Here is a 20,990-nt window from a genome sequence, read left to right as displayed (position 1 = left end):
CCCTAAAGCAGCACAGAGACATTGTGCTTTTCGACCGTGAAATCACCCAGATGACCGCGCGGCATGAAATCGCCAACGACCGCGACCGGCAACCGGCCTTTTCGCCGGGTGGTCACCGTCTCAGCAGGCTTGACCCGCTTGACATCAAAACGCGGCTCCCAAAGGTCAATCGCCAAAGCAATCGCCCAAAACATCAGGAGCGCATTTTCATTGTCGAGATTTTCGCGCAGCAACATAAAGGGGATGAGCGAGCCAAAATCCTCACGCATCACGCGCACACCAAAAGGCGTCGGCAAGATGTAATCCCGAATGCTTTGGATCGTATGATCCCATTCGCTCGCCATCTTGCCAGTGTTGCGATCAATCCCCGGCATCGTCTTTTGCACGCGACACGGTCGGAGCCTTGTCAACCTTTGGCGCAGCCTTGGCCTTTGCCTCGGACTTTTCATGCGCCGAGGTGGTGACATGACCGAGCAACCAAAAATGGTTGAATTGTTTCTCGCTCAGCTCGATTGTCTGCCCCGGCTTGACCGGCGCGCCATTGATCCGCTCACCGGCCTTGTCAGTAACCTTGCATTTGATTGTCTTGGACATGGTTTCTTTCCTCATTTTGGTGTGAGCGTGCGCGCCGGACCTTCTGCAATCCCGCCATGGGTATGGGTCTCATCAATCGTCACACCGTTATTTTTGACATAACCCTCATCAAGATCGACATTGCCGACCGTGCGGATCCCGGAGCCGGTCAGCTCAAAACGCTTGCCATCGACCTCAGCCAGAATTTGACCATCCTTGATCAGCAAGGAAGTCTTGCCGACCGTCAGCCTCAGCTCATCGGGCCCCTCAGAAGGATTTTCATTTTCACCAGTCCAATCACCGGGCAGGTAAAAAGCTTGTCGCGCATCGCCATTGGGACAAAAGAGTGTGACAGGCTCGCTCTCACTTGCGGTAATGTTGAGTTTGACCGCACCCGCCGCAAAGCTCTTTTTACGCGCGCGGATAGGGTCACCCGGCCCGACCGAGACCTCAGATAAGTCACCATCAACTTTGGTAATCCGGCCCGGTCGGATGAGCCGTTCGATCCGCTTCTCAGCCACAGTGAGCCGCGATAAGATTTCCTGAAAGGGATCCATCAATCCAAAACCTTATCAGCCGGGTCACGACCATCGACCGGCAACCAGACAAAACCGCCCTCATCCGGCACAAGATCACCAAGCCCCAGCAATTGAGCATCAAAGCTGCTCATATTGCGCTCAGCCAGCTCAGCCAATTGCGGCAGCGCCGCCGGGTCCCCGTTAAGATCAGCACGCAACAGAGCCGCATGCCGTGCCGTCTCTTGGACATTTTCAAGATAGGTGAGCGCCCGATCCACCCAGCCGGAGGCAGGCTTGTTAGGCGCAGGCTCGGCCAGCATGCGCGTGGTCAGATGGATCTCACGCGCGGCAAACCGCACCCCATCTTTGCGACCACCGCCAACCATGCTCTTGCCGGTTACCAGATCCAACCCATCATGGAACAGCTCAGCCGCCTCGCTGCTTTCGGGTTGCAAGGCGAACAAGACACCTCGCTCCAGACGCGAGAGATAGATCACCGCCCCCGGATCCGAGAAAGGCAATTTCCACTTTTGTCGGCTTGGATCATTGGCCGCTTGCTCATCGGCATAAAGCACCGCCATTGAGATCAGAAAGGTCTGCTCAGATCGCCCCTTGAACACCGAGGGATTGAGGGACAATTGCGTATCCTCGGAATTAACAATCACGATAGGCGCACAATGGTGCGCCTTGTCCTTGATGATATTGCCGATCAGAGCATCAAACACCCGCTCTTGCCCCGCAAGGGTCTCAGCGGCCTTGATTGCCTGCACAAGCAGCATTTGCAAAATGGATCTGATAATCATGCCACTGACACCTTGACGCTGATCAGGCCATTGGAGGACGCAGGAGGCGCATATTCAACGACATAAGCATTCCGCTCATGGTCGAGCTGCTCGATCCGATCCAATTCCTTGAAGATAAAGCCCGGCGGCAAGTCAACTTTTCGAAACCGGATAAACGGCACCGTCAGGGTCACATCGCCCTTAAAGTTGACGCCGATCCGCTCGCCATCGAGCTTTTGCGAAAACTCTTTCTCTTGCGGGACACCCACGCATTCAAAAGGCTCGACCGCCCCGCTCTCATCAACATTCCCATATTGGTCGCGCGCCACCCGACTGATCAGATAGCGCTCACCAAAAACTTGGTTGTTAATGCCAGCGGAGACGGTCGCCATAGCTCGCCGCAGGGACATGGTTAAACCACGGTCGGGACCAGCACGATCTCAACCTTGTTGGACGCACTCGCAGCCGCCGCAAAGCCGATCTTTGTGTTGCCGGTTGCAACGCCGGTGACAATGCCCGGGTCAGCCTTCCAATAGAGCTTGGCCCCTTGCGTTACATCAGCGCCATCCAGATCAGCCTCAAATTTACCGACGCGGCAAAGACCGACCGGCTCACCCTCAGCCGCAGAGGTAACGAAACAGCCGAACATTGCGCCAACCATGGCAAAATCGCCAGACTTGGCACCGCCAGCAGGCGCAGGCACATCAATGACATTGCCCTCGGAAAGATAGTTTTTCATGATTTTGGATCCTTAAAACGAGCAAAGCCCAGCACGAGGGCTAGGCTTTTGCTCAAGGGATAGATTGGATCGGCCTAAATTATTGGCCGGGATTTTTGACCGCGCCACGGAAATCAGACGCCGACACATGGAAATCAAGAACCACGACAAGCTCAACACCATCAACCGGGCTCGACTGGTTGCGCATGAAGATCGGCCCCGGATTTTGCCGCAAATAACCGTAGGTCATCACGTCATACATTTCCGGGTTAGCGAACAAACGCCAAGATTTATCGGTGATCTCAGACTCGACAACCAACTCCAGCTTGCCGCTGAACGGGTTGAAATCGGCCTGCTTGGTCGGGGTGACCTGAGCAAGGAACATTTCCGCTTCCGTTTCCAGATCCGGGCCAACCAGCAGCTTTTTCGCCGGAATGCTCAAGCGCTGTTTATCAAGGCTTTCCTGCAAGCGCATAGCCTTGCGCGCTGCAGAAACCCCGGCGACCCCAAGCGCCGCCGCAGCCAGCAAGTTATTGTGAGCGGCATCAAACAGCGCTTTGCCATCCGACAACTTTGGACCATTGCCGCCATTGGCAAGCAAGATCTTGTAAGCCAGACCATTCTCGAACAGCAAAACAGCCTGAGCCGCTCGACGGCCAATGTCAGCAAATGCGCCGAGATTGTCGTTGATCAGCATTTGACGGGTGATCGAGACACGCCGACCGAAGGTCTTGAGCTGAGAGGTTTCCTTACCTTCCGAGATACCACCGAAATCAATCTCGCCCTTTTCCGTCACCTGCTTGAGCGTCGGGAAATCGCCAAGGCTGTATGAGCTGGAGGTCTTGAAATCCTGCAGGTCAGACCGGCGCATAATCTCGCGATAGGTTGGAGCCGCTCGATCATATTCACGCCGCATGAGCTGATGATTGACCCCCTCCAGGATGAGCGGGAAATCACCGGTGGTGAGAGCGCGCTGGATGATATCAACATCATTGCGCCCGAACGTTGCCCGCTCGCCCATCGCGGTCGCCGCCACGTCAACAATCGAATAGGAGGCAAACTGACGGGCCTGATCACTCGGCTGGCTACCAGCCGCACGCGAGGCCAAGGCATCAATCAAGGCACCGCGCATATTGGCCGGGTTGTCGAGCGTTGTCTCGTTATGCGTGCCATTGGTCGGAGCCGAGGTGCGAGCCTGCAGAGCATTCAGCGCCGCATCACGCACCTCCTGCTCAGTGCGACCGCTCATCGAGCGCACCCAATCCATACCAAGGCCAGAGGCCTCGGCCTGACCGCAAACATAATCAATCGTTGCAGCAGAGCGCTCAGACTGGACAGGCGCAGCAGGCTCATTCGGAGCGCCCCGCGTTTCCTGAGGGGGTGCAGGATTGCCACCATTGACAGGATCCTGATTGGCGGACTGATCAGCCCGCTGGTTATCGGTTTCGGTTGACATCGCGCCATCCTCATTTTCTGGGGTTTCAATAGGTTCGCCTTGCGGCAAGGAACGAATATTTGCAGACGGATCGGCAGGAACGGAAACGAGAGACACCTCAAGCAATTCCCACTTGCGCGCCGTCCAGATCTCACGGTCATCCTCAATGCCGGTGCGCTCCCAATTATCGACCTTGTAACCAATCGACACACTGGAAAGCTCACCGCGTTTGACCTGACCCTCGGCATCTCGACCGACATCACTATCAGCGAAAGTCAACCGGCCAACGAGCTGGCCATTCTCGACCCGAACATCGCCGACCGTGCCGAGAACAGCAGACCGCTCACGCTGATTGTGATGATCGAGGAGCTTGACTTGACCACCAGCCGCGCGGGTCAAATCAATCGCCGCGTCACTGATTTCCAGCTCCTCGAAGTCATACCAGCGCCGCACCCGCGACCCGGTTGAGAGGATCGCCTCAACAGAGCGCGACCCCTCATCATAGCTTGAAGGCGTCAGGTCAGCCGCGCGAGAGAGGCTCTGATTGCCCGGCTGGAAACGCTTTTGCTCAGTCTTCTTGGGCATCATCATCACCTTTCTTGTCATCATCATCGGCATCATCCGGCGGATCATCCGTTTGAGCCTTTGCATTCACATTGCCCGAATAGTCAAAGCGGACCCCGGCATCCTTGAGCACCTGATCAGCCTCAACAAATTTTGCGACCACATCGTCGAAATCACGGCCCCAGCGAGCGGTAAATTCTTGCGGTGGCATGGCACCGGCTTTGACCGCCAAAATGTCGGCCTGCATATCCTTGATTGGATCGAGATTTTCCTGCACCGGCGGCACGAAATCAGCCGGGTAACCGCCTTTTCTCGGCTTGAGCTCACCCTTGAGCACCGCCGCAAAAATGAACGACTTTTGGACGCGAGAGCAAAAGCGAGGAATGAGCAACAGCTCTTGCGTCTGCAGAACAAACCGATAGAAGGGCAACCGCCCGGCGCGCATTGAGCTATAATTGGCCTTGCGCATATCGCCGGAAACGAGGTCATACGTCATCGAGACGCCGATCCCCACCAGCATCAGAATATTGGTGACGAACATCTCAAAGCTGGAATTGCTCGAAGGCGCGACCGCCTTGAATTCCTCACCCGGCTTGCCATCAATGATCACCCCCGGCGAGATCTTGCTCACCGATGGACCACCGCTCTCATCCTTTGCACCGGGTAGAACCGCGCCACCGGCCTGAGGACGTTGCCGAAAGACCGCAAAGCAAGCCTCAATCTTGGCCTTGACCAATGCGGCCTCAAAAAACTCATTGAGATCCTTGAGCGTTGGCAGCACCGGCGCAAGCCAGCTCACACCATTGATCTGACCGGGCCGATCCTTGCGATAAAGATGGATCACATCTTCCGACAAAAATCGGGTGCTTTGGAAGCCATCATAAGAGATCGCCTCACCGGGATGCTCATCATAGATATGATAGGCGACCCGCCGACCATGCCGGTCAAATTCGATCCCCATATCAATGCGGCCACCCTGAGGCAAAGGCCCATCTTTCGAATGATCAAGGTGATCAATCTCAAGCACCTGCAGGCGCAAAGGCAAAACCGGAAAATCCCGATCCCACCGATAGACGATCAGCACCGCGCCGCTCTCAGCCATCGCGCGCACAACAAGCCGCTGGAGACCATAATAGGTCTCCTCGCCGCCAAAATCGGCAACCTCGGCCCATTGGTCAAACAGCTTGTTTGTCTTTTTGTCGAGCGTCTTGACCCCGGTCCTCGACTTTGTTTTGATCCCGCGACCGATGAGATAGATCTCAAACAGCCGCACAATCCGCTCAGCGACCGGATTGTCGCGCACCGCCTGACGGGCATTGGCCCGCACCGTGCCAGCCGAGGGCCGCACCTCGGCATTGGCAGAGGTTCGAGGCGCAACAAACTCACGAAAGCGCTTGGCCAGCATCTCGGCAGCATAGGAGCGCTGACCCATGATCGAGCGTCCGACCTGATAGCGCACATATTGGAGCGCCTGCCCAGAGGCAAGCGCACCCGCAGCATTCCACAAAAAGCCCATGGCGCTAACTCTCATAGATTGTTTGAATAAAATCGGATCGAGGTTTCCCGGCGAGATCCCGCTCGATCATGTCAATGATCTCTTTCATCTCGCTCAGAGATCTATATTCGACCTCCTCACCAGCAATCCGGGTTTTCTTGGCACCAAGGGCAAAGGCCTTTTTGAGATTGGCCAAATCTTCTTGTGTCCAGCTCATCAGCTCAACCAATCATCATTTTGCCCAAGCCATCCATCACCGTCAGACAACCAACCATCGGCTGGACTGTTGCTCTCAGGCTGAGGATCGGGCTCAGGATCCGGCTCAGGCTCAGGCTTGGTCAGGGCCTTGACGGGCTCAGACGCAAAAAGCTCCTGTTGCGCGCCGACCTCACCAAGCAAGCCATATTGTTTTTCGAGATAGTGCCAATTGTGATCCTCAAAGAGAGAGATCTGGAGGATCTCGGCAGAGGCGACCGCATAGATCTCGCAGTCGAGCAAATGGTTGTCGCCGACCGGTTGCCACTTCTGTTTTGGGATCCCCGCGACAATCACATCTTTGAGATATTCAGAGGTGATCTGCTTGTAATACCAATCCGGCAAAAAATCGCCGTGATGGCAATATCCCGGCGGATCCTCAGAAGCCCCGGAGACAACCCCCTCTTTGTGGAGATTGTCATAAAAGGTCGCCTTGAGATCCCATGTCCCGACCGCGCGAAGCGTTGCGCCATCCTTGACCCGCCGCCCCTGATAGTCATAGGTGATCGGCTTTTCAGGGCCAATCGGAGGCTTGCCCCAGCCATCCACCCCATGGATCGCTTGCGCCTTGAGGCGCGCACCGCACCAAGTATAAACCGCCCCGGCCCGGCCACCGTCGCCCGCATCAACGCACATCATCTCAATCGGTCTGAGACAACCATTGACATCGGGAAACTCTTCCTCATAGACACGCGCAAGCTTTTTCCAAGCGCCCTCATTGGCATCCGTTGTGTCACCATCCAACCACCGGGCCGAAATGGTCCAGCTTTGTTTGCCACGGCCAAAGGCCTTGATGATGACCCAAATACCCTTATGCTGCACGTCAGCACCGGCAACCAGAATGAGGCCACCGCGCGGGATCTGGTTTTCAGGATAATGCTGAGACCGCTCCATCAAGCGTTTCCACTCAGGCGCATTGCCTTTCATGGCAAAGGGCAAGCCAAGGACAAGGTTTTTGAAGCCCTTTGGCCCTTTGGATCCGCCATTTTCTGACGCCAGATAATCCTCGGCAATTGCCTCATAGCTCATCATCAGCGAGACAAAAGCATCCATATGGAAACCGGGCTCACGGCCCTCATTGCCCCGGTGCGCCCGATAGTGACCGGCCTTGACGCCCTTCACTCGCTCGGCCTCACTCACATGATGGCCGCAATGCGGACATTCATATTTTGACTTGTGAGGCGACTTCTCATCAATCACCAAGCCGTCAAAATGCTGATAGAAATATTCACCACATTCAGGGCATTGGATATACCAAAAGCGTTGATCAGACGCGAGAAAGGCCCGGTCAATTCTGCAGTGACCGACACCCTTGCCACCCTCCTCGCCCGCGTCAAGCTCAGGCGTCGAGAGCTGAAAAATCTTGTAAGTCTTGGCCCGGCGAAAGGCAGTGAAGCGACCAAAGAAAAGCGTTTCCGGGTCATCCTCGCCCGCAATATCCTGCCACTTGGAAACCTCATCCTTGATCCCATATTTGACCGTCTTGGATGACAGATCCATCGCCGAGTTGGCATTGGCAAATTTGATATAGCCGCCGGGAAACTTTTTCAGGAATTTTGAGGAGCCCTCATCCGACCGGCTGGTCATCGGCTTGATGACTTGCCGCCCGGTTTCATTTTCCCAAGCATCAATCAAGGGCCGGAATTTCTGATCGCTCATATCCTTGAGCGCATCAATCGAAGGCACCGCAAAAAGCGTATTGGCAGGCGTTTGATCCGCGATATAGAGCGCCCACGACAGGGCCAGAATTGAGGCCCCGGTTTGCTGGCTCTTGCGGATTGTCACCACATTGCACGGATGCTCAACGCTCAAACATTCCGCAGGCTCGATGAGATAAGGCGCATTCGACCGGCTCCACAATTGCCCCGCATGATCGCCGTCAATCAGGACAATATTTTTCTCGATCCAGTCAGGGAAACTCACCGGCAAGTTTGGCTTGATACCAGCCGCAAGCTCACCGAAGATCAGTTTTTCAGCGCCCGCAAACCAAGCCATAACAACACCAACAGTTAAAGCGGCGGATCTCCCTCAGGAGCCTCGGCAGCAATCGCCGCCAGCTCCTTGGCTACAAGGTCACAGATCTCAGCCGAATATCCTTTCAATTCCAGCCGCGCCGCATGCGACCCCTTTTCAGCCGCGAGACAAATGTCATCGGCCCTATTTTCGAGCCGGTTGATCCCGGCTTGGATCACCTTGCCCGCCCGCTCCAGAGCAGGCCGCAACAGATCCAGCCGCACCAATTGCCCCATCTCAAGGGCCTCGGCGCGCTTCTTGCGGTCAATATCGAGCTGCTTTTCCTCAAGCCTTTTATGCTCCAGCGACCCCGGCAAGGGACCCGCCGCAATTGGCTGGCCATCCGTCTTATGCTTTTCGACCTCAGGCCGCGCCGCCGACACCTTGATCGGATCAATGGTCACATTGGCGAGCGCCTCATAGTCAGCAACCGGCACCCCGACAATATGACCGCGCTCATTGCGCTTGAGCTCCAGCCCTGCGGCCTCAAGTTTTTTGAGCCGCTTTGAGATCGCAGCTTTAGAGATCCCTTCCATCTCGGCGAGCTCAGTCACCGTCTTCAAAAGCGTCTCACTGTTAACCTGATCACCCATTTCCGTTAACCTCGTTAACCGCGTTAACCCAACAAAAACATAGCTTTAACTAGAAAACCCACGGGAGGTTACAACCCCGCGGGCGGGGGTGGGGGCTGGAAGGACCCGCGCGCCTTGGGCGGGTTAACAGGGGTCGGGTCAGGCAAAGAGCTGAGCGATCTCTTGTTGTAGGGTTGCATTGAGGGCCTCCTCGCTCTCTTTCTCGAACGTATCCGCCGCCTTGCCGCGTGCGCCTTCTATTGCCACGTTTGGGCCATAGAGCTGACGGATCGGCAGGCGGTCCTCAGTCTGGCGAATGAAGACGCCAAGATGAGACTTGCCTGACTTGCCCGCCTCGACCGTGCCGAAGAATGACCCGGCGAAGATCTGACGCGATCCCCACGGGCTGGCCTCGATCCCCTCATCGGTTTGAGCCGGGCTAAACTCGGTCAGGTAAGACCATTCGGCTCGCACCCGGATCTCAAAGACGAAGTCCCCAGCGCTTGCATAACTCTTGGACTTGGTTGAACGCTGGACCTTGCGCGCCTTGACGCCCGACTGCTTGGCAGTGGCTTGACGCCATGGGGTCATGGCCTGACGCCCGGCCTGACGAACGGTTGCCTGCAGCATCCGGGGCGACTTGTTGCCCATCATCTGGATGAGGTCGAGCGTCTTCTCGAAGTTGGATAGATCCACATCAATCACATCGCATCACTCCAGATCGGCCATGAGAAAACCCGCCCCGGACAATCAAGCCGGAGCGGGTTCACCTCACCACAAGGAACGCCAACAAAAAACCCGCGCTTGCTACGTGAGCAAATCGCGGGTGCTTTTCGACTATTAAAAGCTATGTCAAGCGCGATGTTTACACAAGCCCTAAAGCAGGCTTTCAACCGGGTCTTGCACCCGCCTGACGAAAGGCGGCAGCTCGAAGGGCTTGAGGGCCCAGCGATGCAGGCGCGGGATCATGGCATGGATTTCCTCAAGACCGCAGGCCCAAATTTCCCATTTTTTCAATTCGTTGGCATGACTTGCATGGTCACGAGAAAAGGCAATATCGCAGGCCTGCCCCTTGCGGATATATGGCCCGTCATAGCCGCAAGGCTTACGCATGATGTTTTTGGGGATAAAGCTCAAACGCTGATCACCGGCCCAATAGCTACACTTGCCTTGATCATAGCAGCGCAGGGCTGGCAGCTCGCTGAGCACCCCCGGCTCAAACCCGGCCCGCGCATAAAGGACCAGAGCGCCCGCCCGCATGGCCTGCTCCTGCCCCATTGCCGCATAGATGCAAACTGTCTCATGGACTGCCAGCGCCGCCGGGTCGAGATCTTGACCAACAGGGCCAGAGCCGGAAATCATCACGCCCATTTCCTCGATCCGGTCAAAGGTGCCGTTGGCATTGGCAAAGCCCAAGACCGCATCATCGGCCTGATAGCCGCTCACGCGGTCGGCTTTCTGATCGCCATAGACCCACCGCAGGAGCCCGACAATGCTGATCGGTTTGGGCTCAAGGCTCTCCTGACGGGCTTTGACGGCAGGCGCGTGATAGTAGACCTTTGCGGTCGCATTGGATGGCAGAACCGGACCGGATTTGTAAATTTCAACCATTTGCTGAGCCTTTATTGTCAAATTTCACAAGGGAGACAGTTTTTCGACGGTTGATCGACAGTTTCAAAGACAACTGTCGAAGCTGTTTTTATTAATGTTTCAATTACTTGCCTAAATGGGTAGACAGTTGCGATAGTTACATGAGGTTAAAAGGTTACGCACACACACCCACACACACCCACATGAGCCTTGATACAGCCAAAACCCTCGCAACTATCGCAACCCTCTACGCAGCCTTGAAAAGACTACGTTTTTCCCGTCGACAGTTTGTCGACAGTTGGCGACAGTTGCGCACCCTTTAGCCATTATAATCCTCGACACTTTGCGGCACGGGTGGCACAGGAGGCCCGTCATGGACGCCGCCAGCATCGGGCATGACATAATCCAGCCGAATGTTGAGATAGCTGACCGTGCGCTTTTTGCGCTTCTCAAGCCCACGCTCAACCATGGCCCGGCCAAAGCCGGTCGCCTTATAGATCGGGGCCTCATTCAACCGCGCCCAAGAGCAATAGGCCTCATAGAGGGTGGTGGCATTGACCTCCTCGCCCGGAGCGCGCTCGATACAGTCGGCAATGAAGCGCCCAAGCGGGTCACTATCCTCCTTATAGTCGTTGGTTTCTTTGGTGATCACATCAGGCACCTGCAAACCATCCTCCAGATAGCGCCTGACGCCATCCAGCAGCCAATTGAGGATCCCGCTCCTCTCTTGCCATAGCTTGTCGGGCAAGCCCTTGTCCTGTTGATCCTCAGGGATATTTTGATCCCAATGGAACAGCACCACGCGCCGCCAGATGCCTCGGTCAGCCGAGCGGATCGAGGGCCGATGATTGCCCGAAACCATGAGCTTGAATTGCGGGAAAAACTCGAAAAAATCCTCACGCAACTTGCGCACCTGCAAAGGCTCGCCACCGGTGATTTCCTTGATCACCGCCTCGGCCAAAACAGACCCACGCTCAGGCTCGGAGGCCTTAACCAAGCGCTTACCTGGCAAGCGGGCGAGATCCGGGGTCGCCTCGGAGCCACGCTTGCGCTCATCCTTCAAGAGGGTAGAAAAGTTGATTGTCGCCGCATAAGGCCCCATCATCTTGGCCAGCAGATCCATAAACACCGATTTGCCGTTGCCACCCTCCCCGAAGTTAAAAACAAACTTCTGCTCACGCGTCAGGCCGGTCAGGCAAAGCCCCGCCCAAACCTGCAGGAAGGCCTGCTTTTTCTTGCAAGGGATCGCCGTATCCATGAACCTTTGGAACAGCTCATAGCTTGCATCCGGGTCATAGCTTACCGGCATCACCTTGGCCAAGCGATCCTCGCGCCGGTGCGGCTTTAAGGTCTCGCACGCGCCCTCAAGTTTCATCGTGCCATTTTCCAGATTGATGACCATGAGATCGGCATCCATCTCGGAGGGCTCGATCGTCATGTAATTCTGAGCGGTGGCGATCATGTTGGCGATCCGCCCGGCATTACCGCAGGAGATCGCAAAGCCGAAATGACTATTGGCAAATTCGGCGATCTCATCCTCATCCTGCAGCCAATCAGGCGGCTCATGGCGCAAGGCAGTTGCCTCATCCTGCATTGCCCTTGCGGTCTCATGGGCGCGCTTGTGAACATACTCCCAAGCGTCATCCTCGGTCCAATGCGAGCCGCACCAATGGTGCCAGCCAATGTCTCGCACATAGAGCAAATCCTGACCAAACCGGGCCTGCAGCCGCTCACCATTGCCCAGATCATTGCGCTCCAGCTCAGCGAGCTCACGATCCAAAGCCGAATAGAGCGCAGATCGAGGCGGCACGGCAAAGGATGATTTCTTTTTGCGCTTCTTTTTGCGCTTGTCACCGCCCTCGCCCGCCTGATTTCCTTTTTCTGCCTTTTCGGCATTATCCCCTTGATCTTCTTGGTTTTCAGGGTGATTTCCTTTTGAGCTACCCTCGGCAAATCCACCATAATCCTCAGGGCTTGGCGCTGGAGGATAAAAGCTGGAGCGAGAGGCCCGTCGGGCGGCTTTGGCGCGGATCTCGGACAGGTCGCGCGGATGATTAGCCCCATCATTCAGCCCGCTATTGATTGTGGCTTGCACGGCCTTTGCGCCGTCATCTTTCATCAAGCCATTGCTTTGCGCCGCATCCTGCAGCAGGCCGAAAGCCATGGCACGGGTGATCACTTGAGCACCGACCAATTGGCCGATGGAAAAGGCCGCTTTGTTGAGCTGATTGTTGCGCCCGCCTTTACCACAGGTGCGTACCGCATGACACTCGCCATCGACCGCCGCAAGCGCATATTTTCGGACCGCCTCATCCTCCTCGGCCAAGGTCGATTGAAAGTCACCCTTGACCGCCGGAGCCGCACCGCCCTCCTCCTCGGCCTGCTCGACCGGCTTGATCACCAGATCCAACAGGGCCTCAGGAGCCTCGACCGGATCAACCTCATCAGCCCAGCGATAGACCGCACTGTCAGCCCGGATCGAAGGCGGCACAATGACATAACCGCCCTCACCCCGGACATCGATATTTTCCATCAGCGGGTTGCGGTTGCGCACCTCTCGGCCATCGCTCGGCATGCGGTAAAAGAGATGGCGCCCGCCCCTTGGGGTCGCGGTTGCGAGGGTCTGAGGCAAAGGCTCGCCGATGGCCTCCTCGACAATGGCGATCAGATCCGCGACCTCGATCACCTCGCCGGTGACATCATCGACCTTTGCATCAAGATCCAAGACCCACAGATCGCAGCCCCAGCCGGTCGGCGCGCCGATCAGCGCACGCGGCCACCGCACCCACCATTGGCGGATCTGATCGGGATCCTTGGTTGCATTTTCTTGCCAAGCCTTGATCAGTGATTTCTTGTTGCTTGGATTGGCCGGGAAGACCGCAAAGCCCTTTTCTGCCAGCGCCAAGGCATGATCCAGCATCGACAGAGGCAACGTTGTTTTCTTGTCTGTCATAGCAAAACCCCTTGTTGTTTTTTGAGATTGCGCTCTCGCCGCGCCTTGCGAGCGCGAACCGGTTGCGGCAACAAATAGTCAGGAATATCGGAAGGCTTGCGGGTCTCAGCGCAGAGTTGTTTATGCGCCTGAGCAATATGGTCACTGCAAAACCATTGCCCCGGCTTGCCCGCCTTGAGCGAGACCCCAATCCCGAACGCGCCCCAATTGGAGCAGCCCTTGGCCATGCAGAAATGTTTCACACATGCCGGATTGCTCTTATATCGGGTCGGCTTTTTGGCTTGGTCGATGATGAGGGTCATCAAGCCGCCCTCCTCATCTCGGTTTGATTAATAATTGGGGTCCACTGCTCGGCCATTGCCTTGGCAATACCTGGGAAGAAACGGGAGCGCTCTTTGGCGCGATCCGCGCCGGGTGGCATGCGATGGACGCGGGACCAAGCCTTGTGCTCTTTGGTTCCCGATTTTGGAGCGGTCAGCCGGTCGGTCTCGACCAGATTGGGGAGATTGCGCAGATAAAGACCGGTTGCCTTGAATTGAGGCTCGCCAAACCACCATGGCTGTACGATCTGAGCCGGATCCTGATAATTCTCAATCCTCGCCTTGGCATGCTTGTGCATGACCGGATTTTCGACAGCCACATGAGGAACTTCCGCGTTCCAGAGCTTGGAGAAGAAAGCCGCGCCCTCATCGAGCTCATGCCACATTTGTTCGAGCGTCTTGCCCTTTGGTGGCTTATGCAGCCAACGCACACCGGAATTGCAAAGCCGGGTGCAAGGCGGGTGCGCAACGATGATCAGATCCCAACCATCATGCAGGATCTCAAGCACATCGCCTTGAATATGCCGATTAGAGCCGCGCTCACTGGCAATCAGGTCACAGGACCAAGCATCATGATCGAGAGCGAGAAAAGCATCCCGCACAATGCCCGAATATTCGCAAGCCACCAGCACCCGCCCCATCACGCGCACCCCTCGACAGCGAGCCGGGCTTGCTCATCGAGAAAAGCCTCCAGCTCGGCCTCATCAGACAGGAACACCCCATAGACGACACAACCATCAGACATGTTGACGAGAAAGGCATCCTCATCACCGAACACGACACCGGCGCAGACCTCGCCCATGCGGGTCAGCTCATTGGCCAATTTTTTTGAGAGACAGAGTCTTGGGTGCGGATGGACGCTCTCACACATTGCATCGCAATGTGTTGGCGCTTGCTTCGACGGCACTCGCTTTGCTCGCTTGTCGGGCATCTATTCCCCCTCCTCAACGCGTGCCGTGTAACGCGCTTCAAGGGTCATGCAGACGCGCGCCAAGGCCTGCAGTTTGCCGCAGAGATCCTTTTCGATGATCTCCTCGGCACTGACCTTGCCATCATCAGCCAGCGCCTCAGACAGCGCCTTGACCAGCCCGGCAAATTCATCGGTCACAGCACAGAATGCAGCATGACCGCGCCCCACCTGACAGCCGTCAGGCTTGGGAATGGCGATCATCCCCGCAAGATCAGCAAGGCGCTTGACCCCGTTGTTGGATCTCCCCTCGCTGAAAAGGATGATCTCAGCCAAGACGAGCAAAGACATGCTTTGTTGACGGCATGGATCTTGCGCCTCTTTGGGGCGCGCCATCCGGTCGAGGCTTTGGGCGCGATAGCCGGTAATTTCCGAAACGGCCTCGGCACCGCCCGCCGCATCAAGATCGAGGCGGCTGGCAGCCAAAAGAGCGCTGATTTGCTTGTTGGAGAGCGCATAAGTCATGAGCGAAGACCCCGCGAAAAAACATGGACCGAGGCTGACCAGTCTTGCAGACTGGTCATCAACCACAGGAGATCAAGAAAATGGGAAACAACAGGAATGACGATGACCCGGCGGATCTGAGAGAGATGAGCGCCGAGACTTTCCGACAGGAAGCCGCAGCCCTCGGCCAAGAGCTGGCCAAACAGGGCAGAAAATTGGCTAAGCATCGGAGCGAGTCCCCGTCACCCAACTTGCGACAGGAACAGCACCACCGCTCCAACTTTCAATGCGGACAGCGAGATCGAGTGAAGGCCTTTTCTTTCCCGCAAACAGCAAGGAAAGATAAGGCTGACTAATGTTGAGCGCCGCAGCGATCTCGCCTTGGTTACCCTGATAGCCATTTATGTATGCCTGAAACTGGGTCATGGATATTATTTCTCATAGAAATATATGATCGTCAAGACAGATTATTGATGTCAGAAATATTATCACTGGCAGAATATCGCGCAAACCAAGCCAACGCGCTAAAATGTGAGTATGAAAATGAAAATCAAATCGATCAGAAAACAGAAGCGCATGACGCAGATGGAGCTTGCCGAAGCGAGCGGCCTTTCTCAGTCTTATATTGGCGCGATGGAAAGCAAGAATATTGCGAAGCTGCCTTCAATGGACGCTCTAATCGCAATAGCAAATGCGCTGGACGTTCGTGCAAGTGATTTGATCGACGACGCCCGACCCGTTGCAGTAGCCGGGAGAGTGGGCGCAGGCGCAAAAGTTCCTCTTTTCGACGCCTACGCCAAGGGAGACGGGATCTACCATGTAGCCTGTCCTAGCGACCTTCCCTTTGATACGCATATTGTTGCGGTGGAAGTGGAAGGCGAAAGTATGACCCCTCTCTATTCATCCGGGGACGTGCTCTTTTATTCTCGCGACGTCATCGGGGTACCCAATGAAGCATTGGGGCGCATTTGCATTTGCGAGGATGAGAATGGGGATGTATGGGTCAAGCATATTAAGCCAGGATCAGAACCCGGCAAGTTTCATTTAATCAGCACAAACCCGATGATCGACAATATGCTCGACACCAAACTAAAATGGGCCTCGCCCGTGAAAATTTCACTACCAGCCGACTTGGTTCAGAAACTCGACTTTTAAACAATAAAGGGGCGCAGCCAACCAAGCTACACCCCCATTGAACCATTGCAGAAACGCGCTTTCGCCCTACGCCTTTACACATTCGAGCAACTCACACTCAATAACATTTCTTAGCTTCTTCTCCTGCTCGGCCATAAGACTTTGAAGCGCCCAAAACACTTCGATTGACACAACATCTACACCACCTTGCGTCATTTTTTCCAAGGCAATTCCATTGAGCTCTAAAAGGTTTTTCTGCGTATTTGCAAGCACTTGCAACCTATCCGCAATTTCCCAAAGCGCATCCATTTCGGTCTCTGACGGCCCACTAGTTTGATCAGTCATTGAGCTCAAGCCTCTTTATTCGTAGTCCTTCATCCCAAGAGCGCCCTACACTGAAACATCAGCCCTCCATTCAATTCTGTTTTTCTAAGTCGATTGCCCTTTCTCAAAAAATCTCACGATGCTCGATGTCAGCAATAGGGCACAAATTGCGACCCTCTGCAAAGAGTCAGCTTGTTTTTTTGGACAAAAAGTTAATGGAAATTAACTTTGCCACACCAATCAACAGCGTGAAACATTTTCGCCTTTTGTAGCTAGACATAGACAGAAATCCATGAATCGCGTTTTCTAATGATTTGCAACCCAAGATTTACGAACATCAAGCGCACAAAGAGTCCGAACAATAGCGAAAATGGAGCGGCAAATTATGCACAAACCCTTACAAGCACTCGCCTTAAGCGCTGCCTGCCTCCTTTCCTACATATCAAATGCGATGGCGTTTGATATCTCAAAGGTATCAAGCGCAATTGCCGAATTCCAACCAATGGGAATTGAATTTGTCGAAGAAAAAATTCGGATTGCCGTTCCACAAGCGCAGGTATCAGAACAACAATATGCGCTCATGATTAAGGGCATCTGCTACCTTCAATGGTCAGGAGAATTGTCCCTATCTCCCCTCAAGGAAGTTATCATCTTGAATGAGAACGCTTGGAGCGGATGGGTATTGGAGACGCCGGGCGACGCATGCGATACCTTGGGCAAAAAGAATTCAGACGAGTTCTCACCTTCCCTGATGAGCTTCACTCATCTCGCCTCTCAAGGCTGGTAACCCCCGCAGACAACTGTAGAAAATGCGTTTCCTAAAGCCCGTTCATTGAGCGGGCTTTTTTGTTTTCGCTAAATTCATATTCCCTCACATTATTTCTATTTGTAATTTTTTGATTGACACTATTTATTTCTATCAGTAATTTTATGTGAGACTTCACAATCTCACTGGAGCGAAACATGCTCAAGAAATCACTCAACCATACTGCAACAGACAACGCAGACAGCACTGCGATCATCAATGGCCGCTCCTATCGCTGGCCCTCCAACTATCAATGGAAGCAGCTCTCCAAGCGCCACAATGCGGATGAGTTTGATGCCATTCGCGGCATGCTCAAAGACTGGTTCAACAGCACCCCGGTGACAATCGAGCTTGCGCAGGAAGTCGCAGACAATGCCCTCAGCGTCTTTGATGCATCCGGCCAAGCCCTCGCCTTCCTGAGGCGCGCAAACGGACGCTAAGGGGAGGCTCTCCCCAACTCACCCCTTTATCTGGCGACAAGTGAGGGGTGAGCACCTGAGGGGTGGATCGGTGATTTCTCCTCCCAATCACAGCGGATCCGCCCCTCTTTTCTACCATTCCAGAAAGGCCCACACCATGATCATTCGAGACATTCTCGCCCTTGGCAGCTTGCTCACCTTCATGACGATGCTTGGCGTTTGGGCCTCCATTCTCTTTTGACCCGTTCACCTCCAGACAGAGAAACCGCGATGTCACTGCATTTCATTCTCCCTGAGCGCCGCTCTATGCCGCAATTGCCAGAGCCGCACGATATTGATTTCCGCCTGCTCGGCAGGCTTCTTTCCCTCAAGCCTTGGATGCCGTTGCTTTTTGGTGGTCGCTATAGCTTTGCCGATCATCTGCTCAATCTTGCCGAGATCGCACCGGCTGATTTCCAGCTTGAGTCCCTGTTGCTCTTTGCACATTCGGCCTTTGATGAGCCGGTCATGCCGATGATCGAGGAGCAGACCGACAGCCACCGCTTTAGCGCCAGCATCAAGCCAGTTGGTCAGGGTGATCCATACATTACCCGGATCCGCGCCTCGATCCGCCTAGCCGCCGGGCTGGAGCGTCATCCAGACGTCGGCACCCTACGCTTTTTGATCGCGGCTCAGAACGCAACCATTCAGGCGGAATTGCGCGATATGGGCAGCGGCCACGCAAGCAGCGTGACCAGAGGCGCAGCCATCACCAAGCATCCCATCATGCCACGCACCCCCGAAAGCGCCGCCGCTCTTTGGGCCGACCGGGTGGAGCAGCATATCCCTGACCGCATGGCGGAACGCAACCCCGAACGGGTCGCAAGTTAGAGAGGAGCCATCCAATGGCCGGATCAGTCAATAAAGTCATCCTTGTGGGCAATCTGGGGCAAGACCCTGAGATCCGCCGCACCCAAGACGGACGCCCCGTCTGCACCCTGTCCCTCGCCACTGGCGAAAGCTGGAAGGACAAAAACACCGGCGAGCGGAAAGAAAAAACCGAATGGCACCGGGTTGTCATCTTTACCGAAGGCCTTTGCAAGATCGCTGAGCAATATCTCAAGAAAGGCTCGAAGGTTTATCTTGAGGGCAAACTCATGACCCGCAAGTGGCAGGACCAGAACGGTCAGGACCGCTACACCACCGAGGTGGTGCTGCAGGGCTATAACGCCGCCCTGACCATGCTGGAGAAGCTCGGAGCAGGAGGCCCACCGCCAGCCGACCCCGGCAGCTATGGCGACCAACCACCCGGCCCAGACAGCCGCACCCGCGATGATCTGGACGACGATATCCCATTCTAGGCGATTGCGACAGCAAACGCCGACCGCAAGCGAAGCGCGCCAGCTCTTTGCGCAGCAATGAGCGAGAGCCTTACCCCTCCACCTCACCACAGGAGCACAACAATGGATCGCCTGATCATCCCAATCGCCGCCACCCTTTCCGCCCTCGGCTTTGGCGCATATTTCGCCATCATGAAAGCCGCCACCATCATCACCCCAATGATCGCCGGATAATCGCGCCAGGAGGCCAATCATGCGCCAATATGCACCTGATTTATGCTCAGCCCATGAGATGGCTTATTTGATCAGCATGAAGCCGAGCGAGTTTAAGGAAGCCGTGAGAACCGGCTTTCTCCCTGCCCCCATCCAGCAGCCTTTCACCGGCAAAGAGCTGTGGGACAGACAGACGGTCCTCGACATGGTACGATCTCAGACCGGCAAGAAATCACCAACGCAACAAACCATTCTGGATGCAGCTCGTGGGTAGAAAGAGAAAAACCGGCATCGAATTGCCCGCCAATGTTCACGCGGTCAAAGCACGCGGCAAGACCTATTACTATTTTCAGCCCGGTCGCAATACGCCCCTCGCAGGCAAACGCGTGCGGATCCCACACGACCCTCAGACGCCTGATTTTTGGTCCTTTGTTGCCAAGCTATCCAACGCAAAAGATGAAATCCAAGAGCCGGAATATAGCGTCAGAAACCTGATCAAGGCCTATCAGGCAAGCCAAGCCTACAAAGCCTTGGCTGAAAGCTCCAAGCGCGACTATGACCGCTATTTGACTTTGTTGGAGCAACGTTTGGGGAAATTCGACACCAGCTTGGTCACGCTGCAAGTGATGGTCACGCTGCAAGACAGCCTCGCCGACCGGCCCAGCACCGCAAACCATGCAATGAGCGTCTACAAAACGCTTTTCAAATGGGGCCTGCCACGCAGCTTTGGCACGGCCAATCCGTGCGATGGCCTTGAAAAAGTCAAACACAAGGCCAAACGCGCCAAGCCATGGCCAGACGATATCTTGCAACTTGCCCTCGATCATTGCCGGTGGGAAATCAGAGCCTTTGTGATGCTCGGCCTTTACACCGGCCAGCGCACCAGCGACATCTTGCGCATGCGCCTCAATGACATCGAGAATGGCGAAATCCGGGTCATCCAGCAAAAGACCGGCAAAGATCTATGGATCCCGATCCATTCCAAGCTAAAGCCAATCATTGCAGAATGCCGCAAACGCGGCTCTATGGTCTTGATCCCGCGTCACGATGGCAGCGAGCTGGACGCCAACGGGTTTCGCGCCATGTTCACCCGCGAAATGGGCAAGGACCAGACAAAGCAGATTCGCGAGGAAGGCTATTCACCCCACGGCCTGAGAGCCAGCGCCGCCAGCCGCCTCAAAGAGGTCGGGTGCTCCAATGGACAGATCTCATCCATCACAGGCATGAGCAGCGCCATGGTCGAGCGCTATACCAGCCAATACAATCAGCAAAAGACCGCACGCTCAGCAATCGCCTTGTGGGAAAAGGGTGAAAAGTAACGCTCGGAATTGGCGACTTGCTCCTTTGCACCGATCCACCTCAAATTTACTTGGCATCGGCTTACCACCGCTGATGATCAAACTTGTGGGAAAACACGCCCATTGCCCACTTGTCACAGCTTTTTCAACTTCACCCCTTGACCGCCCAAAAGGACAGAGCTAGAACGCGTCCACCAACGATTTGTAAAACATTCTACCAAATCTTGTAAAACATAGGCTTAAGCCTTTGTAATTGCTGGGGATTAGTTTAATGGTAGA

Annotated in this window: 28 protein-coding genes; 7 read left to right on the top strand and 21 right to left on the bottom strand. The window is 55.2% G+C overall.

Translation table 11 applies throughout. The features are described from left to right. Window positions 1–2: 2 nt before the first annotated feature. From FDK21_RS19380 to FDK21_RS19290, 20 genes are all read right to left on the bottom strand, one after another. On the bottom strand, window positions 3–374 hold the full coding sequence (locus tag FDK21_RS19380; RefSeq protein ID WP_157967744.1) for a GPW/gp25 family protein: 372 nt from the start codon (window positions 372–374) through the stop codon (window positions 3–5). Next, window positions 361–594: a hypothetical protein gene (locus FDK21_RS19375; RefSeq protein ID WP_138150534.1), complete on the bottom strand. Its 234-nt coding sequence runs from the start codon at window positions 592–594 to the stop codon at window positions 361–363. The genes FDK21_RS19380 and FDK21_RS19375 overlap by 14 nt, the downstream gene beginning before the upstream one ends. A gap of 11 nt (window positions 595–605) precedes the next feature. Beyond that, complete coding sequence (locus tag FDK21_RS19370) at window positions 606–1,130, bottom strand: phage baseplate assembly protein V (protein ID WP_138150533.1); 525 nt, start codon at window positions 1,128–1,130, stop codon at window positions 606–608. Then, on the bottom strand, window positions 1,130–1,894 hold the full coding sequence (locus tag FDK21_RS19365; RefSeq protein WP_138150532.1) for a hypothetical protein: 765 nt from the start codon (window positions 1,892–1,894) through the stop codon (window positions 1,130–1,132). The genes FDK21_RS19370 and FDK21_RS19365 overlap by 1 nt, the downstream gene beginning before the upstream one ends. Further along, window positions 1,891–2,265 (bottom strand): hypothetical protein, encoded by a 375-nt coding sequence (locus FDK21_RS19360; RefSeq protein ID WP_138150531.1) that lies wholly within the window; start codon window positions 2,263–2,265, stop codon window positions 1,891–1,893. Before FDK21_RS19360 ends, FDK21_RS19365 begins: the two co-directional genes overlap by 4 nt. Window positions 2,266–2,285: 20 nt before the next feature. Further along, window positions 2,286–2,612 (bottom strand): DUF2190 family protein, encoded by a 327-nt coding sequence (locus FDK21_RS19355; RefSeq protein ID WP_138150530.1) that lies wholly within the window; start codon window positions 2,610–2,612, stop codon window positions 2,286–2,288. Between the two features lie 79 nt (window positions 2,613–2,691). Then, window positions 2,692–4,611: a prohead protease/major capsid protein fusion protein gene (locus FDK21_RS19350; protein WP_171022176.1), complete on the bottom strand. Its 1,920-nt coding sequence runs from the start codon at window positions 4,609–4,611 to the stop codon at window positions 2,692–2,694. Next, a complete protein-coding gene (locus FDK21_RS19345) occupies window positions 4,595–6,106 on the bottom strand; it encodes a phage portal protein (RefSeq protein ID WP_171022174.1) in 1,512 nt (503 codons plus the stop codon). The genes FDK21_RS19350 and FDK21_RS19345 overlap by 17 nt, the downstream gene beginning before the upstream one ends. A 4-nt stretch (window positions 6,107–6,110) precedes the next feature. After that, window positions 6,111–6,302, bottom strand: a complete 192-nt coding sequence (locus FDK21_RS19340) for a hypothetical protein (RefSeq protein WP_138150527.1) — start codon at window positions 6,300–6,302, stop codon at window positions 6,111–6,113. Beyond that, complete coding sequence (locus tag FDK21_RS19335) at window positions 6,302–8,335, bottom strand: terminase gpA endonuclease subunit (RefSeq protein WP_138150526.1); 2,034 nt, start codon at window positions 8,333–8,335, stop codon at window positions 6,302–6,304. Before FDK21_RS19335 ends, FDK21_RS19340 begins: the two co-directional genes overlap by 1 nt. Window positions 8,336–8,349: 14 nt before the next feature. Continuing rightward, on the bottom strand, window positions 8,350–8,946 hold the full coding sequence (locus tag FDK21_RS19330) for a winged helix-turn-helix domain-containing protein (protein ID WP_138150525.1): 597 nt from the start codon (window positions 8,944–8,946) through the stop codon (window positions 8,350–8,352). A 138-nt stretch (window positions 8,947–9,084) separates the two neighbouring features. Beyond that, the gene (locus FDK21_RS19325) at window positions 9,085–9,630 is read right to left on the bottom strand and encodes a hypothetical protein (protein WP_138150524.1); all 546 of its coding nucleotides are present in this window, start codon (window positions 9,628–9,630) and stop codon (window positions 9,085–9,087) included. 171 nt (window positions 9,631–9,801) lie between these two features. Beyond that, entirely contained in the window at window positions 9,802–10,536 is a 735-nt protein-coding gene (locus FDK21_RS19320; RefSeq protein WP_138150523.1) for a hypothetical protein, read from the bottom strand. Between the two features lie 298 nt (window positions 10,537–10,834). Next, window positions 10,835–13,468: a phage/plasmid primase, P4 family gene (locus FDK21_RS19315; protein ID WP_138150522.1), complete on the bottom strand. Its 2,634-nt coding sequence runs from the start codon at window positions 13,466–13,468 to the stop codon at window positions 10,835–10,837. Beyond that, window positions 13,465–13,770, bottom strand: a complete 306-nt coding sequence (locus FDK21_RS19310; protein ID WP_138150521.1) for a hypothetical protein — start codon at window positions 13,768–13,770, stop codon at window positions 13,465–13,467. The genes FDK21_RS19315 and FDK21_RS19310 overlap by 4 nt, the downstream gene beginning before the upstream one ends. Further along, window positions 13,770–14,429 carry a hypothetical protein gene (locus FDK21_RS19305; protein ID WP_138150520.1) on the bottom strand — a complete coding sequence of 220 codons (660 nt, stop codon included), beginning with the start codon at window positions 14,427–14,429 and terminating at the stop codon, window positions 13,770–13,772. The genes FDK21_RS19310 and FDK21_RS19305 overlap by 1 nt, the downstream gene beginning before the upstream one ends. Beyond that, window positions 14,429–14,590 (bottom strand): hypothetical protein, encoded by a 162-nt coding sequence (locus tag FDK21_RS20700; RefSeq protein ID WP_171022172.1) that lies wholly within the window; start codon window positions 14,588–14,590, stop codon window positions 14,429–14,431. The genes FDK21_RS19305 and FDK21_RS20700 overlap by 1 nt, the downstream gene beginning before the upstream one ends. Before the next feature lie 129 nt (window positions 14,591–14,719). Further along, a complete protein-coding gene (locus tag FDK21_RS19300; protein WP_138150519.1) occupies window positions 14,720–15,220 on the bottom strand; it encodes a hypothetical protein in 501 nt (166 codons plus the stop codon). Continuing rightward, the gene (locus FDK21_RS19295) at window positions 15,217–15,426 is read right to left on the bottom strand and encodes a hypothetical protein (RefSeq protein WP_138150518.1); all 210 of its coding nucleotides are present in this window, start codon (window positions 15,424–15,426) and stop codon (window positions 15,217–15,219) included. The genes FDK21_RS19300 and FDK21_RS19295 overlap by 4 nt, the downstream gene beginning before the upstream one ends. Continuing rightward, window positions 15,419–15,625, bottom strand: a complete 207-nt coding sequence (locus FDK21_RS19290) for a helix-turn-helix transcriptional regulator (protein WP_138150517.1) — start codon at window positions 15,623–15,625, stop codon at window positions 15,419–15,421. The genes FDK21_RS19295 and FDK21_RS19290 overlap by 8 nt, the downstream gene beginning before the upstream one ends. 111 nt (window positions 15,626–15,736) lie before the next feature. Here FDK21_RS19290 and FDK21_RS19285 point away from each other — a divergent pair, with 111 nt between their 5' ends. Beyond that, entirely contained in the window at window positions 15,737–16,354 is a 618-nt protein-coding gene (locus FDK21_RS19285; protein ID WP_138150516.1) for a helix-turn-helix domain-containing protein, read from the top strand. A 66-nt stretch (window positions 16,355–16,420) separates the two neighbouring features. Here FDK21_RS19285 and FDK21_RS19280 read toward each other — a convergent pair whose 3' ends face one another. Next, a complete protein-coding gene (locus tag FDK21_RS19280; protein WP_138150515.1) occupies window positions 16,421–16,678 on the bottom strand; it encodes a hypothetical protein in 258 nt (85 codons plus the stop codon). A gap of 364 nt (window positions 16,679–17,042) precedes the next feature. Between FDK21_RS19280 and FDK21_RS19275 the strand changes: the two genes are divergently transcribed. From FDK21_RS19275 to FDK21_RS19250, 6 genes are all read left to right on the top strand, one after another. Beyond that, window positions 17,043–17,444 carry a hypothetical protein gene (locus tag FDK21_RS19275; protein WP_138150514.1) on the top strand — a complete coding sequence of 134 codons (402 nt, stop codon included), beginning with the start codon at window positions 17,043–17,045 and terminating at the stop codon, window positions 17,442–17,444. Between the two features lie 176 nt (window positions 17,445–17,620). After that, window positions 17,621–17,902 (top strand): hypothetical protein, encoded by a 282-nt coding sequence (locus tag FDK21_RS19270; RefSeq protein WP_138150513.1) that lies wholly within the window; start codon window positions 17,621–17,623, stop codon window positions 17,900–17,902. 249 nt (window positions 17,903–18,151) lie between these two features. Next, window positions 18,152–18,751: a hypothetical protein gene (locus FDK21_RS19265; protein WP_138150512.1), complete on the top strand. Its 600-nt coding sequence runs from the start codon at window positions 18,152–18,154 to the stop codon at window positions 18,749–18,751. Between the two features lie 14 nt (window positions 18,752–18,765). Beyond that, a complete protein-coding gene (gene ssb / locus FDK21_RS19260; RefSeq protein ID WP_138150511.1) occupies window positions 18,766–19,221 on the top strand; it encodes a single-stranded DNA-binding protein in 456 nt (151 codons plus the stop codon). Window positions 19,222–19,453: 232 nt separating this feature from the next. Beyond that, window positions 19,454–19,687, top strand: coding sequence for a hypothetical protein (locus FDK21_RS19255; RefSeq protein ID WP_138150510.1), 234 nt, complete (start codon window positions 19,454–19,456; stop codon window positions 19,685–19,687). Next, window positions 19,680–20,732, top strand: a complete 1,053-nt coding sequence (locus FDK21_RS19250; protein ID WP_171022168.1) for a tyrosine-type recombinase/integrase — start codon at window positions 19,680–19,682, stop codon at window positions 20,730–20,732. Before FDK21_RS19255 ends, FDK21_RS19250 begins: the two co-directional genes overlap by 8 nt. Window positions 20,733–20,990 lie beyond the last annotated feature (258 nt).

Source organism: Cohaesibacter sp. CAU 1516 (assembly GCF_005771485.1).
In the GTDB taxonomy this organism is placed as follows: Bacteria; Pseudomonadota; Alphaproteobacteria; order Rhizobiales; family Cohaesibacteraceae; genus Cohaesibacter; species Cohaesibacter intestini.
The sequence above is the reverse complement of the archived record's forward strand: the minus strand, read 5'-3'. Positions and strand labels throughout refer to the sequence as shown.

What these genes read in the sequence shown, in the direction of transcription:
- FDK21_RS19330 (WP_138150525.1), bottom strand. Translation starts at nt 8,946, where the DNA reads ATGGGTGATCAGGTTAACAGTGAGACGCTTTTGAAGACGGTGACTGAG.
- FDK21_RS19270 (WP_138150513.1), top strand. Translation starts at nt 17,621, where the DNA reads ATGCTCAAGAAATCACTCAACCATACTGCAACAGACAACGCAGACAGC.
- FDK21_RS19285 (WP_138150516.1), top strand. Translation starts at nt 15,737, where the DNA reads ATGAAAATGAAAATCAAATCGATCAGAAAACAGAAGCGCATGACGCAG.
- FDK21_RS19295 (WP_138150518.1), bottom strand. Translation starts at nt 15,426, where the DNA reads ATGCTTAGCCAATTTTCTGCCCTGTTTGGCCAGCTCTTGGCCGAGGGC.
- FDK21_RS19345 (WP_171022174.1), bottom strand. Translation starts at nt 6,106, where the DNA reads ATGGGCTTTTTGTGGAATGCTGCGGGTGCGCTTGCCTCTGGGCAGGCG.
- FDK21_RS19375 (WP_138150534.1), bottom strand. Translation starts at nt 594, where the DNA reads ATGTCCAAGACAATCAAATGCAAGGTTACTGACAAGGCCGGTGAGCGG.
- FDK21_RS19380 (WP_157967744.1), bottom strand. Translation starts at nt 374, where the DNA reads ATGCCGGGGATTGATCGCAACACTGGCAAGATGGCGAGCGAATGGGAT.
- FDK21_RS19335 (WP_138150526.1), bottom strand. Translation starts at nt 8,335, where the DNA reads ATGGCTTGGTTTGCGGGCGCTGAAAAACTGATCTTCGGTGAGCTTGCG.
- FDK21_RS19360 (WP_138150531.1), bottom strand. Translation starts at nt 2,265, where the DNA reads ATGGCGACCGTCTCCGCTGGCATTAACAACCAAGTTTTTGGTGAGCGC.
- ssb (WP_138150511.1), top strand. Translation starts at nt 18,766, where the DNA reads ATGGCCGGATCAGTCAATAAAGTCATCCTTGTGGGCAATCTGGGGCAA.
- FDK21_RS19290 (WP_138150517.1), bottom strand. Translation starts at nt 15,625, where the DNA reads ATGACCCAGTTTCAGGCATACATAAATGGCTATCAGGGTAACCAAGGC.
- FDK21_RS19255 (WP_138150510.1), top strand. Translation starts at nt 19,454, where the DNA reads ATGCGCCAATATGCACCTGATTTATGCTCAGCCCATGAGATGGCTTAT.
- FDK21_RS19265 (WP_138150512.1), top strand. Translation starts at nt 18,152, where the DNA reads ATGTCACTGCATTTCATTCTCCCTGAGCGCCGCTCTATGCCGCAATTG.
- FDK21_RS19320 (WP_138150523.1), bottom strand. Translation starts at nt 10,536, where the DNA reads ATGGTTGAAATTTACAAATCCGGTCCGGTTCTGCCATCCAATGCGACC.
- FDK21_RS19275 (WP_138150514.1), top strand. Translation starts at nt 17,043, where the DNA reads ATGCACAAACCCTTACAAGCACTCGCCTTAAGCGCTGCCTGCCTCCTT.
- FDK21_RS19340 (WP_138150527.1), bottom strand. Translation starts at nt 6,302, where the DNA reads ATGAGCTGGACACAAGAAGATTTGGCCAATCTCAAAAAGGCCTTTGCC.
- FDK21_RS19365 (WP_138150532.1), bottom strand. Translation starts at nt 1,894, where the DNA reads ATGATTATCAGATCCATTTTGCAAATGCTGCTTGTGCAGGCAATCAAG.
- FDK21_RS19370 (WP_138150533.1), bottom strand. Translation starts at nt 1,130, where the DNA reads ATGGATCCCTTTCAGGAAATCTTATCGCGGCTCACTGTGGCTGAGAAG.
- FDK21_RS19355 (WP_138150530.1), bottom strand. Translation starts at nt 2,612, where the DNA reads ATGAAAAACTATCTTTCCGAGGGCAATGTCATTGATGTGCCTGCGCCT.
- FDK21_RS19300 (WP_138150519.1), bottom strand. Translation starts at nt 15,220, where the DNA reads ATGACTTATGCGCTCTCCAACAAGCAAATCAGCGCTCTTTTGGCTGCC.
- FDK21_RS19310 (WP_138150521.1), bottom strand. Translation starts at nt 13,770, where the DNA reads ATGACCCTCATCATCGACCAAGCCAAAAAGCCGACCCGATATAAGAGC.
- FDK21_RS19350 (WP_171022176.1), bottom strand. Translation starts at nt 4,611, where the DNA reads ATGCCCAAGAAGACTGAGCAAAAGCGTTTCCAGCCGGGCAATCAGAGC.
- FDK21_RS19305 (WP_138150520.1), bottom strand. Translation starts at nt 14,429, where the DNA reads ATGGGGCGGGTGCTGGTGGCTTGCGAATATTCGGGCATTGTGCGGGAT.
- FDK21_RS19315 (WP_138150522.1), bottom strand. Translation starts at nt 13,468, where the DNA reads ATGACAGACAAGAAAACAACGTTGCCTCTGTCGATGCTGGATCATGCC.
- FDK21_RS20700 (WP_171022172.1), bottom strand. Translation starts at nt 14,590, where the DNA reads ATGGGCGAGGTCTGCGCCGGTGTCGTGTTCGGTGATGAGGATGCCTTT.
- FDK21_RS19280 (WP_138150515.1), bottom strand. Translation starts at nt 16,678, where the DNA reads ATGACTGATCAAACTAGTGGGCCGTCAGAGACCGAAATGGATGCGCTT.